The following is a 12932-nucleotide window of genomic DNA, read 5'->3' on the forward strand; positions in this document are numbered from 1 at the left end:
TGCACGGAGAATTTCTTCGTAAAATACCCATAGTTACCCTTGTAGGGGTTTATTTGTTGGGTGGAAAGGTGTGATAAAAAGTATGCTGAAAAACATAGTATAATTATAAATGGCTGATTTTTAGAGTGGTGATAGTTTCTAAATTTAAAAAAATTGTAACGAAAGGTGTCCCTTTATAAAAACTTTGAAATCAACCGTTTGTAATCGAAATGTAAAATGCAAATATTTTCCGATTTGTTTTTGAGGAAAAATAGTTTGAATTTTGTAAACGCAAAAGTTTTTTGATAGAAGATTTACATAAAATGGGTTCAGAACAACATGTTCAGTTGTGGGACCAATGTTTGACAATTATCAAAGACAACATCAATCCTGAGGCATTCGAGAGTCTGTTCAAGCCGATAACCTCGTTGGGTGTTGATAGCGATAATGTGTTGACTTTGCTTGTCCCTTCGCATTTCGTCATCGAGCAGATTGAGGAGCATTACCTCAATCTCTTGAAGAAGGTTTTGCCTCGCATCTATGGGGCAAACGTAAAATTGGTGTATCGTGTGCAGATCGTCCGTCAGCCCGAAGCTACGGTCGACTTGACTGCTACGACACGGTCGACTGCCGTGAAGAAGATGCAGCAGGCGATGCCCGACCTTTTGGACCCCTTCAAGCAACGCGTATATGATGAGCTCGACCCCCGCCTGAACCCGATTTATACTTTTGAGAGCTACTATCAGGGGGCCAGCAATATGTTGGCGCGTACGGCTGCCGAATCGATTGCCGCCAATCCCGGTCGCAATACCTTCAACCCCTTGTTTCTGTTTGGAGAGTCGGGGGTAGGAAAGACTCACCTGATTCAAGCCATCGGTTTGCGCATCAAGGAGAATAACCCTTCGTCGCGCGTACTCTATCTGTCGGCTCACGATTTTCTGGTACAGTATACCGATGCCGTGCGCAACAACCGGGTGAACGACTTTATCAGCTTCTACCAGAGCATCGATGTGCTGTTGATGGACGATATTCAGGAGTTTGCCGGGAAGACACAGACCCAGAACACCTTCTTTCACATATTCAACCACCTGCATCAGAGCAACAAGCAACTGGTGCTCACCTGCGACCGCCCGCCGGTCGAGCTGGTAGGTATGGTTTCGCGCCTGCTCACCCGTTTCAAATGGGGTTTGACGGCCGAGGTGGAGCGTCCCGATTACAAGTTGCGCTACGATATTCTCATGAGCAAGGTGCATCGCGACGGCCTGATCATCGACGAGGAGGTAATCGACTACATTGCCCGCAACGTGACCGACAACGTGCGTGACCTCGAAGGGGTTATCGTTTCGCTGATGGTTCGTTCGAGCGTCTTGAAAAAGGAGATTTCGATCGATATGGCCGACCAGGTGCTGGCTGCCAGCGTGAAGATGGTGCAGAAGCAGATTACCATCGATACCATCAAGGAGGCTGTGTGCGGCTATTACGGATTGGACGTTTCGCGTCTGCTCGAACGTACCCGCAAGAGAGAGGTGGTAGTGGCTCGGCAGATGTCGATGTATCTGGCCAAGAAATACACTTCGTTGTCGTTGGCCGGGATAGGCGACGTGTTGGGTAAGAAGGACCACGCTACGGTGCTCCATGCCTGCAAGACCATTACCGAGCAGATCGGGGTCGACAAGAAACTGCGAGCCGATTTGGAAGAGATAGAACAACGTATCCAGCAAGGATAAAAGGATAACCTGTCATTGCAGGAACAGATCAATAACAAAGCCCCGGAACCGAGTTCCGGGGCTTTGTTATTATATAATAGGTATATGGCCTTCCTATTCAGGCAGCTTGAATCCCTGCTTTACGATGAAGTCGAGATAGATTTTGGAGAACAGCTCGTTGTTCTCGCGCGTGTAGCGTATGTCGGTGAATACCTGTGCCAGAGTCTCCTTGTGGTTCTCGGCGATGAACTGTTGGTTCTCGGGCAGGCTCTCCTTGTAGGCATAGAGGCGTTGAATATCCTCGGGCGAGTAGTCGCGATAGCTCTCATGGTGGACAATTGCCTCGATGGGCAGGCGGTCTACCTGAGCCGGTGTGTGAGCCGGATAGCCTACGGTGAGGGTGGTGATGGGGATAACCAGGCGGGGCAGATGCAGCGCCTCGGCTATCTGGGGGGCATTGTAGGTAGTGGTACCCAGGTAACAGCAGCCCAAGCCCGAGAGCTCGGCTGCCGTGCAGAACTGTTGAGCCACGAGCAGAGCGTCGATGGCGGCGGTGACAAACGATTGGAAATTGTCGTAGCCCGGTTGGGCGTGGTTGAGTTCGCACCATTTTACAAACCGGTTGAAATCGGCGCAGAAGGTCAGCACCACGGGAGCCTGGGTCACTGTCGGTTGGTTGAAGTGAGCCGGAGCCAGCCGCTCCTTGTTCTCCTGCTGGCGGGTAACCACTACGCTGTACACTTGCATGTTGCCCGTGGTAGGGGCGCGGAATGCCGTTTCGAGCAATTCGTTGAGCAGGCTGTCGTCAATCTCCTTGTCGAGATATTGCCTTATCGTTCTTCTCTCTTTTAGCTGGTTTATCATAAGTGTTTATCTTAATAGGGTAAATTTTTATCTTTTGTAAAGGTAGTGAAATTTATTGATTTTGTTGATAGTTTGTCTCAAATCAAAGGGAAAAGTGTAAATTAATTGAAATGTATGAATTGTTGTAATTGTTAACTTTCCTGTGCGGGAAATTTATGCAAAGTGAATACTGATGGGCTTTCCAGAAGAATCTGACTTTTCTTTATGAATTTGCCGGTTATTTTGCTGATTTTCAAAAACGGGAAACTTTTTTGATTTTTGAAAAATATAATATATTGATAATAAGTGGTTTGATTTTTAAAATTGAGAAACTTTGTAAAATGTTGATAATTAAAAAAGAGAATATTTGTGTATGTAGAATGTTTTTTATAAACTTGCACCGTAATTCTTCTATCGAAAAACCTTGGTCTAAGGAATTAACAAATTAACATAAAAAGAAAAACATATATCTCGTGGAACCAACAACTTATACTTATGATGAGGCTTATAAAGCTTCATTGGAGTATTTCAAAGGTGACGAACTGGCCGCCCGTGTGTGGGTCAACAAGTACGCTTTGAAAGATTCGTATGGGAATATCTATGAAAAGACTCCCGACGACATGCATTGGCGCATAGCCAATGAGATTGCTCGTATTGAGCAGAAGTATCCCAATCCGCTTTCGTCGCAGGAACTGTTCGATTTGATGAAATCGTTCCGGTATATCGTGCCGCAGGGTAGCCCGATGAGCGGTATCGGCAACAACTACCAGGTGGGGTCGCTCTCCAACTGTTTTGTGATTGGTCTCGACGGTGCCCCCGACTCGTATGGAGGCATCATCAAAATCGACGAAGAGCAGGTGCAACTGATGAAGCGCCGCGGTGGAGTGGGGCACGACCTGTCGCATATCCGTCCCAAAGGTTCGCCCGTGAAAAACTCGGCCCTCACCTCAACCGGTCTGGTGCCGTTCATGGAGCGTTACTCCAACTCGACCCGCGAGGTGGCACAAGACGGCCGCCGGGGCGCGTTGATGTTGTCGGTATCGATCAAGCACCCCGACTCCGAGTCGTTCATCGACGCCAAGATGGTCGAAGGCCGGGTAACCGGTGCCAACGTATCGGTGAAGATTCACGACGACTTTATGGAAGCTGCCACCGCCGGCAAGCCCTACATACAACAATTCCCCATCGACTCGCCCGATCCCAAGGTGACGAAGGAGATTGATGCGCAAGCCCTCTGGAAGAAAATCGTGCACAATGCCTGGAAATCGGCCGAGCCCGGAGTCCTCTTCTGGGATACCATCATTCGCGAATCGGTGCCCGATTGCTATGCCGACCTCGGTTTCAAAACCGTCTCGACCAATCCTTGCGGTGAGATACCCCTCTGTCCCTACGACAGCTGCCGTCTGTTGGCCATCAACCTCTATTCTTATGTAGTTAATCCTTTCACGCCGGAGGCCTATTTCGATTTCGACCTCTTCCACAAGCATGTGATGCTGGCTCAGCGAATCATGGACGACATCATCGACCTCGAAATGGAGAAAATCGACAAGATTATCGAGAAAATCAAGGCCGACCCCGAGACCGACGAGGTGAAGAGTACTGAACTCAACTTGTGGTACAAGATACAGAAACGCACCCTGCAAGGCCGTCGTACCGGAGTGGGCACGACAGCCGAGGGAGACATGATTGCCGCCATGGGCTACCGTTACGGTACCGAAGAGGCCACCGACTTCTCCGAGAAAGTACACCGGGCCTTGGCTCTGGCCGCCTACCGTTCGTCGGTTACGATGGCCAAGGAGCGTGGTGCCTTCTCCATCTATGATGCCGACCGTGAGGTGAACAACCCCTTTATCAAACGGTTGAAACATGAAGACGAGGAGCTTTACAAGGACATGTGCAAATACGGTCGCCGCAACATCGCCTGCCTCACCATCGCTCCTACGGGAACGACGAGTCTGATGACGCAGACCACCTCGGGAATCGAGCCTGTGTTCATGCCGGTCTATCGTCGTCGCCGCAAGGTGAATCCCAACGATCCCGCCGTGCACATCGACTATGTCGACGAGACAGGCGACGCCTTTGAAGAGTATGTGGTTTATCACCATAAATTCATCACCTGGATGCAGGTAAACGGCATCGAGGTAAAAGAGAACTATACCCAGGAAGAGGTTGACGCTCTGGTAGCCCGGTCGCCCTATTACAAGGCTACGGCCAACGACATCGACTGGTTGCAGAAAGTGCGCATGCAGGGCCGTATCCAGAAGTGGGTCGACCACTCGATAAGCGTGACCATCAACCTTCCCGCCGATGTGAGCGAGGATATGGTAGGTCAGTTGTATGTCGAGGCTTGGCGTTCGGGCTGCAAAGGGTGTACGGTCTATCGCGACGGTTCCCGCTCGGGAGTGCTCATCTCGACCAAGAAAGAGGAGAAGAAACCGGTGGTTCCCGTGCAGGCCGAGAAGCTGGTGCGTCCCATCGAGTTGGAGGCCGACGTGGTCCGCTTCCAGAACAACAAGGAGAAGTGGATTGCCTTCGTGGGCCTGAAAGACGGGAAACCCTACGAAATCTTTACCGGTTTGGCCGACGACGACGACGGTATCTTCTGCCCCAAGAATGTGGTGAAGGGTAAGATCGTGAAGGCGGTGAACCCCGATGGCACGAAACGTTACGACTTCCAGTTCTCCAACAAACGGGGATACAAGACCACCATCGAAGGCCTATCCGACAAGTTCAATCCCGAGTATTGGAACTACGCAAAACTCATCTCGGGTGTGCTCCGTTACGGAATGCCCATTCCCCAAGTGCTCAAACTGGTATCGAGCCTCGAACTCGACAGCCAGTCGATCAACAGCTGGAAGAACGGTGTGGAGCGTGCCTTGAAGAAATACCTGCCCAACGGTACTAAGGCCAGCGGCCAGACCTGCCCGAATTGCGGTAACGAGACGCTTATCTATCAGGAGGGCTGTCTCATCTGTACCTCGTGCGGAACTTCGCGTTGTGGATAATTTTTTGGTTACAAAATAAACGTGCAGCCTCGGGGGCGGACTCTTAATTAGAGTCTGCCCCCGACTGTTTTCAGCTTCCATGAAAGAAGGGTCGAAGGGTAGGTGGGTAGCGATATAAAGACCTGTTATTGAGCCATACGGCAACGATAAATGAGCCGTATACTAACATTGTTTTATCTGGCTATTCATACCTTTGCTATCGATAATTCAAGTGTAACCAAATACGTATGAAACCCCTGTTATTGGTTTGGCTTATGGCTGTAAGTAGTGGAGTGGGCCATGCCCGCCAGATTGTCGATGTGCACAGTCACAACATATTCCCGTTTTATCGGGAGGTTATTGAGCGTCATGGAGCCGAGATGGAGGAGGGCTTTCCCTTGCCGGCGTGGGAGGTCGATTCGCACCGGGCCTTCATGGACAGCGCGGGTATCGGGTGCACCATACTCTCGATGCCGGCACCTCAACCCTGGTTTGGCGACCGTGACGAGTGTCGTCGGGGCGTGCGACAGTACAACGATTCCTGTGCCCGGTTGAAGGCTGCCAGTCCCGAGCGTTTCCGCTTTTGTGCTTCGTTGCCCTTGCCCGATGTCGATGCGGCCATTGCCGAGGCCGTCTATGCGCTCGACACGCTTGGGGCCGACGGGGTGAAACTGGCTACCAACAGCCGGGGACAATATCTGGGCGACGAGGCGCTCGACCCGTTGATGGAGGTACTGAATCGTCGGAAGGCAGTCATCGTCGTTCACCCCCACAAGCCCGTTCCTGTGAACGAACAGTTAATGGCGAGGTTGCCGCTGGCGGCCTATGAATATCCGGCCGAGACAACCCGTGCTCTGATGAATATGCTGACCCGTAACCTGTTGGTGCGTTACCCCGATGTCAAGGTCGTTGTGCCGCATGGCGGCTCGTTTCTGCCATTGGCCATACCTCGCCTGAAAGCCCTCGTCCCGGTACTGCAAGCCCGGGGTCTGATGGGCGAGGTGAATATCGAGGCCAACCTCTCCCGGCTCTATTACGACCTGGCCGGTGTTACTTCACCGGCCGTCATACGCACGCTGCTCACCATTACCAGTCCAGATCACATCATGTATGGCTCGGACTATCCCTATCAGTCGGCCGAACTCCTGACCCGTAACTTGCGCCGGTTGGAAGCGGCGTTGGCTGTCGACAAGGAACTCTCGGCTTATGCCGATGACTTTTTGTGGAGGAATGCGGCCCGGCTTTTTTTCCTGCCCGTGGATTCCCAGTCCGTAGCCAGTCTGGCGAACCAGCTCCCGACGGTCGTGACCGATACCGATTCGGGTATGCTGGTGCGCATCTCCGAGATAGAGATCTATCCCCAGTATCTCGATGCCTACCTTGCCGCCGCCTTGGAGGTGGGGGCCACCTCGGTGCGTGAGGAGCCGGGCGTGATTGCCATCTATCCCATGATACAGCAGCGCGACTCCTGCCAGGTGCGCATCTTGGAGATATATGCCAGCGGCGAGGCCTACCGGCATCACCTCACGACTCCGCATTTCAAGACCTACAAGCAGGGTACGCTGCACATGGTCAAATCGCTCGACCTGGTCGACATGATACCGATGAACCCCTCGGCCATGTCCGAAATATTTCTCAAAATGAAGCCGGAGAAATAGCTGTCCTGTCTTATCTTTGTCGTATGAATGGACAAGTAGAGAGTCTGGTCAACTACGGGGATATTCTGTTGAGTTGCTGCATTCCCCACGACATGCATGTGGAGCACCGCATGCCGGCGCACTCCATTATTTTCGTCCGTTCGGGCAAGTTGGTCATCGCCGGTCGCGACAAGAGCGAGGCGGTCGAGGCCGGGCAGTATGTCTTTATCCGCCGCGATTGTACCATCGATGTTACCAAGGTACCGTTTGACGGCGAACCCTATCGGGGCATCAATCTGACGTTGCCCCGCAGGGAGTTGAAGGAGTATTACACACGCATAGCCGGTAGCTGCAAGCGGTTGCAGGGAGTCGCACCCATCGGTAAGACGGTGAACGTGTTGCCCCGCACCGTGGCGTTGAAGAGTCTGTTCGATTCGTTCCTGCCTTATACCGACAGTGGCGAGACTCCTGCGACCGAGTGGTTGCAGCTGAAAGTGCAGGAGGCTGTCATGTGTCTGCTGGCTCTCGACGACCGGTTCTATCCGACCCTGTTCGATTTCAACGAGGTGTGGAAAATCGACCTCTTGGATTTCATGGAACAGAATTTCACCGAAGAGCTCAGTCTCGAAGAGTTCGCCTCCTATACGGGGCGCAGTCTGGCCACCTTCAAGCGCGATTTTGCCAAAATCAGCCCCCTCTCTCCGCAGCGGTGGATTCTGGAACATCGTTTGGAACGGGCCAAAAGTCTGCTCCTGGCCGGGGGAATCACGGCGCAGGAGGCAGGTTATCGGGTAGGATTCAAGAATCGGTCGCACTTCTCGCAAGCCTTCAAGAAGCGGTATGGCTGTGCCCCGGCCTATTACCAGCGGCAGAATCGCAAAGATTGATTTCCGAAGCGCCGTTTCACCCGTAAAAAAAGCGTGGGACAGATGCCGACTTTCTCTGTAAAGTTTTCTATCTTTATGACTCCAATTAACGACCAATGAAGGACTATCATGAAGATAACTTTTGAACTATATTACCACACCTGTTGGGGTGAATTGCTCATGCTCTCGGGCGATGTCGAGCCGCTGGGAGCGGGCGACGAAGCCCGGGCCGTCGTGATGGATTATCGGGGCGGCGACCTGTGGAGCTATACCATCGAGGTGCCCTCCTCGACAACTTCGTTCGCGTATCGGTATTGGGTGAAGTCGGGCGATGCGGTGCGTCGGGAGTGGAACCGTCCGCACCGGTTTGTGCCGGGCGAGAAGGTGTCCGAATACCGGTTGCTCGACCGTTGGCGCGACTGCCCCGACGACCTGCCGTTCTACTCCTCGGCCTTTACGCAAGGTATCTTCTTTCGTCAGCACCCCCAGCCGCAACTCGAGCGGCCGGCGGCCGGCACGATCACGTTCAGGGTCTTTGCCCCGCAACTGCGGCCCGACGAACAGCTGCTGCTGGTGGGGAGTTCGCCCGCATTGGGCAGCTGGAATCCCACCCAGGCTCCGGCCCTCGACGATACCGATTTCCCCGAGTGGCACATCACCCTCGATGCCTCGCAAACGGGTATTCCCTTTGAATACAAGTTTGTCGTCGTTCGCACGCAGCAACGGGAGGTCGTAGCGTGGGAATCGGGTGCGAACCGAGTATGCGACGATTCCATGCAGCCCAATTCGGCTGCCGTCGTCGTTTCGGACCTCCGTTTTCAGGCCCCGGAACGTACGTGGAAGGGAGCCGGCACGGCTATTCCCGTCTTTTCGTTGCGTACCGACTACGGTTTCGGTACGGGCGAGTTTCTCGATTTGAAATATCTGGTCGACTGGGCCCTGCGCACCGGGCAGTCCTTTATCCAGCTGTTGCCGGTCAACGACACGACCTTCACGGGCGGTTGGCGTGACTCCTATCCCTACAATGCCAATTCGACCTTTGCCCTGCACCCGCAGTATCTGCGTCTCTCGGAGGTGGGGCGGTTGCGCGACGAGGCCGAACAGGCCCGTTTCGACACTCTGCAACGGGAGCTGAACCTGCTGGCTGAGGTCGATTACGAACGGGTGAACCGGGTCAAGATGGAGTATCTGCGTCTGTTGTTCGACGAGCAGGGCGAGGAAACCCTCGCCAGCGAGGGGTTCAAGAGCTTCTTCCGGGAGAACCGCTTCTGGTTGCAGCCCTATGCGGCATATAGCAGTCTGCGCGACCGTTTCGGCACGGCCGACTTTACCCGCTGGGGCGAGTTTGCCAGCTACGACGAGTCGATGATTGCCGACTACTGCGCCGTGTGGAGTCCCTGGTACCGGTCGGTCGCTCTTTACTATTACATACAGTATCATCTGCATCTGCAACTGGCCGATGTGCGCGAGTATGCTCACCGGGCCGGGGTTGTGTTGAAAGGCGATATCCCCATTGGCATCAGCCGACACAGTGTCGATGCGTGGGTCAATCCCGACCTCTTCCGCCTGAACTGCCAGGCCGGAGCTCCCCCCGACGATTTTTCGGTCGAGGGGCAGAACTGGGGATTCCCCACCTACGACTGGGAGGTGATGGCTCGCGACGGATATGCCTGGTGGAAGGCTCGCTTGCGCAAGATGGCCGGCTATTTCGATGCCTACCGCATCGACCACATCTTGGGCTTCTTCCGCATTTGGGAGATTCCGCTCGATGCCGTTCACGGGCTGTTGGGCCATTTCCATTCGGCCATGCCGCTCTCGCCCGACGAGTTGGAGCAGCGGGGATTTCACTTCGATGCCTCGTGGCAGACCGTGCCCTATGTGCGCGAGGAGTCGCTGACCGACCTTTTCGGGCCCTATACCGATGAAGTAAAGACTCGCTTCCTGATCAACAAGGGGAACGGCCGTTGGGACCTGAACGTGATGATGAATACCCAACGCAAGGTGGTCGACTACTTTGCCGGGGCCGACGACGAGATGAACATACTGATACGCGATGGTTTGTTGAAGTTGCTCGACGAGGTGCTCTTCCTCGAAGATCCCGATAAGCCGGGCTATTATCACCCCCGCATTCTGGGCAGTCGCACCCAGGCCTACCGGGCGCTCGACGAGGAGCAGCGGGGCTGTTTCGACCGCCTCTATGAGGATTTCTTCTACTGGCGGCACAACGATTTCTGGAAGGCCGAGGCGCTGCGCAAACTGCCGGTACTTGTGGCCTCGACCGATATGCTGGTGTGTGGCGAAGACCTGGGTATGATACCCGCCTGCGTGCCCGAGGTGATGGAGCAGTTGCAGATTCTCTCGCTCGAAATACAGCGCATGCCCAAGGAGTGGAATTGCGAGTTTGGCGATGTGAGCCGTTACCCCGTGCGGTCGGTCTGCACCACCTCGACCCACGATATGTCGGGCATACGGAGTTGGTGGACGGAGGACCCCGTGCGCACTCAGCACTACTTCAACCAGGTGTTGGGCGAGGAGGGAACCGCGCCTGCCACTTGCGAACCGTGGATATGCGAACGCATTGTAGCCCTCAACCTCTCGGCCCCTTCGATGCTGGCCATATTGCCCTTGCAGGACTGGCTCTCCATCGACGGCCGTCTGCGCCGGAAGAATCCCGATGAGGAGCGCATCAACATACCGGCCTGCCCGCACCATTACTGGCGCTATCGCATGCACTTGTCGATTGAGCAGCTGTTGGCCGAGGGGGAATTCAACACCCGCCTGCGAGAGCTGATAGCCCGTAGCGGCCGTTGTGTCTGAGAATAACCGGTTCCCTTTTCAGAAGCATACGAAAAATCCCTGGTAACCCGTTGGGTAGCCAGGGATTTTTGTTGAGTATGCAAGACCGAAAGTCCTCACCTCGTAGAGAAGGGGTAGGGCAGCCTTTCGGGTCTGTTTCAGAGTTTGTATCCCTCGAAGTCGTAGAGGACGGTCGAGAGGTATCGCTCGCCGGTATCGGGCAACAGCACCACGATATTCTTGCCCTGGTTTTCGGGACGCCGGGCCAGCTGGGTGGCGGCCCAGGCGGCAGCCCCCGACGAGATGCCCACCAGCATGCCTTCGGTAGCGGTGAGTTCGCGGCTGGTGCGGATAGCGTCGTCGTCGCCGACGGGAATCACCTCGTCGACCACCGAGGCGTCGTAGGTCTTGGGTACGAATCCGGCCCCGATGCCTTGCAGCTGGTGCGGCCCGGGTTTCCCTCCCGACAGGACGGGTGAGCCGGCCGGTTCTACCGCTACAATCCTGACAGCCGGGTTGTGGCTTTTCAATCCTTTGCCCACACCGCTCACTGTGCCACCCGTGCCGACTCCGGCCACGAAGATGTCGACTTCGCCTGCGGTGTCGCGCCAAATCTCTTCGGCCGTTGTTGCTACGTGAGCTGCCGGGTTGGCCGGGTTCTCAAACTGTTGCAAGATGACACTGCCCTCGATCTGCTCGTTAAGTTCCTGTGCTTTTTTGATTGCACCCGTCATGCCTTCGGCTCCCGGGGTGAGCACCAGTTGCGCCCCCAGCGCTTTGAGCAGGTTACGCCGTTCGAGGCTCATGGTTTCGGGCATGGTGAGTATCAGGTGATACCCCCGGGCAGCGGCCACGAAGGCCAGCCCTACGCCGGTGTTACCACTGGTGGGTTCGATGAGGGTGGCATGCGGTTTCAGCACTCCCCGCCGTTCGGCATCGTCGATCATGGCCAGAGCGATGCGGTCTTTCACACTGCCGGCAGGATTGAAATACTCCAATTTGGCAATGACCGTAGCCCCCAACTCGTGCTTGCGGTTGTAGTTCGAGAGTTCCAATAGGGGCGTGTTCCCGATGAGGTCGGTCAGGTTTTTAGCTATCTTTTTCATGACTTGTTCTGTGTTGGGTTGATATGAGGCATCGGCACCTATCGGGCGGCCGCCAGTTCGTAGAGTCGGCTGATTTCTTGCGGCCAGAGGCTCTCGTCGGGCGTTTCGAGAATGAGCGGAATGTTGTCGAAGCGAGGGTCTTGCATGAGGCGCTCGAAGAAGCCGATGCCCAGCACGCCGGCTCCCAGACTGTCGTGACGGTCGACCCGCGAGTTCAGCCCTTTCTTGGCATCGTTCAGGTGCATGCCCCGCAGGTAGTGAAATCCGATTATCCGGTCAAAATCCTTCCACGTCTGTTCATACCCCTCGGCCGTAGCCAGGTCGTATCCACCGGCAAAGGCATGACACGAGTCGATGCATACCCCTACGCGGCTCTTGTCCTCCACCTGGTCGATGATAGCGGCCAGGTGTTCAAACTGGAATCCCACGTTGCTGCCCTGCCCGGCGGTGTTTTCGATGACGGCGGTAACCCCCTGGGTCTTGTCGAGTGTCTGGTTTATCGACTCGGCGATGCGCGACAGACACTCGTCCATCGAAATCTCTTTCAGGTGGCTGCCCGGGTGGAAGTTCAGTAATTTCAACCCCAGTTGTTCGCAGCGCTGCATCTCGTCGAGGAAGGCTGCCCGGCTTTTGGCCAGCCCCTCTTCCTGCGGGTGACCCAGATTGATGAGGTAGCTGTCGTGCGGCAAGATGTGTTCGGGGGCAAATCCATACTGCTCGCAGCGCTCCTTGAATGCCTGTATACTCTTATCCGACAAGGGGGGCGATTGCCACTGCCGCTGGTTCTTGGTGAATAGAGCGAAAGCCTTCGCTCCGATGGTGTGTGCGTTTACGGGAGCGTTTTCTACACCGCCCGAGGCACTTACATGAGCTCCTATGTATTTCATATCGTTGTCTGATAAGTTTAGTCTATTCAAAGATAAGAAAGAGGGTTGGGTTTATTACAATCGGTTTGGATTTTTTTAATGATTATTCAATCTCTTACCTTCGGTATTTCCGGGTTACGGTGGATATT

General features: G+C 54.5%; 8 protein-coding genes. 5 read left to right on the forward strand and 3 right to left on the reverse strand.

What is annotated here, in order from left to right:
- Positions 1-302 precede the first annotated feature (302 nt).
- Entirely contained in the window at positions 303-1706 is a 1404-nt protein-coding gene (gene dnaA, locus BARVI_RS00005) for a chromosomal replication initiator protein DnaA (RefSeq protein ID WP_025277235.1), read from the forward strand.
- 93 nt (positions 1707-1799) lie between these two features.
- Here dnaA and BARVI_RS00010 read toward each other — a convergent pair whose 3' ends face one another.
- Positions 1800-2549 (reverse strand): NADPH-dependent oxidoreductase, encoded by a 750-nt coding sequence (locus BARVI_RS00010; RefSeq protein WP_025277236.1) that lies wholly within the window; start codon positions 2547-2549, stop codon positions 1800-1802.
- Between the two features lie 452 nt (positions 2550-3001).
- Here BARVI_RS00010 and BARVI_RS00020 point away from each other — a divergent pair, with 452 nt between their 5' ends.
- The 4 genes from BARVI_RS00020 (at position 3002) to BARVI_RS00035 (ending at position 10832) form a co-directional block, all read left to right on the forward strand.
- On the forward strand, positions 3002-5533 hold the full coding sequence (locus BARVI_RS00020) for an adenosylcobalamin-dependent ribonucleoside-diphosphate reductase (protein WP_025277238.1): 2532 nt from the start codon (positions 3002-3004) through the stop codon (positions 5531-5533).
- A 227-nt stretch (positions 5534-5760) separates the two neighbouring features.
- Complete coding sequence (locus tag BARVI_RS00025; protein ID WP_025277239.1) at positions 5761-7170, forward strand: amidohydrolase family protein; 1410 nt, start codon at positions 5761-5763, stop codon at positions 7168-7170.
- Positions 7171-7193: 23 nt separating this feature from the next.
- On the forward strand, positions 7194-8036 hold the full coding sequence (locus tag BARVI_RS00030; RefSeq protein ID WP_025277240.1) for a helix-turn-helix domain-containing protein: 843 nt from the start codon (positions 7194-7196) through the stop codon (positions 8034-8036).
- 108 nt (positions 8037-8144) lie between these two features.
- Positions 8145-10832 carry a 4-alpha-glucanotransferase gene (locus BARVI_RS00035; protein ID WP_025277241.1) on the forward strand — a complete coding sequence of 896 codons (2688 nt, stop codon included), beginning with the start codon at positions 8145-8147 and terminating at the stop codon, positions 10830-10832.
- 137 nt (positions 10833-10969) lie between these two features.
- Here BARVI_RS00035 and cysK read toward each other — a convergent pair whose 3' ends face one another.
- Entirely contained in the window at positions 10970-11917 is a 948-nt protein-coding gene (gene cysK / locus BARVI_RS00040; protein WP_025277242.1) for a cysteine synthase A, read from the reverse strand.
- Positions 11918-11955: 38 nt separating this feature from the next.
- Positions 11956-12804 carry a deoxyribonuclease IV gene (nfo, locus tag BARVI_RS00045; RefSeq protein WP_025277243.1) on the reverse strand — a complete coding sequence of 283 codons (849 nt, stop codon included), beginning with the start codon at positions 12802-12804 and terminating at the stop codon, positions 11956-11958.
- Positions 12805-12932: the final 128 nt, after the last annotated feature.

It is taken from the genome of Barnesiella viscericola DSM 18177, assembly GCF_000512915.1.
Lineage (GTDB): Bacteria > Bacteroidota > Bacteroidia > Bacteroidales > Barnesiellaceae > Barnesiella > Barnesiella viscericola.

Excerpts from the sequence above, each read along its gene's own strand:
- BARVI_RS00010 (WP_025277236.1), bottom strand. The coding sequence starts at position 2,549 with ATGATAAACCAGCTAAAAGAGAGAAGAACGATAAGGCAATATCTCGAC.
- dnaA (WP_025277235.1), top strand. The coding sequence starts at position 303 with ATGGGTTCAGAACAACATGTTCAGTTGTGGGACCAATGTTTGACAATT.
- nfo (WP_025277243.1), bottom strand. The coding sequence starts at position 12,804 with ATGAAATACATAGGAGCTCATGTAAGTGCCTCGGGCGGTGTAGAAAAC.
- BARVI_RS00035 (WP_025277241.1), top strand. The coding sequence starts at position 8,145 with ATGAAGATAACTTTTGAACTATATTACCACACCTGTTGGGGTGAATTG.
- BARVI_RS00025 (WP_025277239.1), top strand. The coding sequence starts at position 5,761 with ATGAAACCCCTGTTATTGGTTTGGCTTATGGCTGTAAGTAGTGGAGTG.
- cysK (WP_025277242.1), bottom strand. The coding sequence starts at position 11,917 with ATGAAAAAGATAGCTAAAAACCTGACCGACCTCATCGGGAACACGCCC.
- BARVI_RS00030 (WP_025277240.1), top strand. The coding sequence starts at position 7,194 with ATGAATGGACAAGTAGAGAGTCTGGTCAACTACGGGGATATTCTGTTG.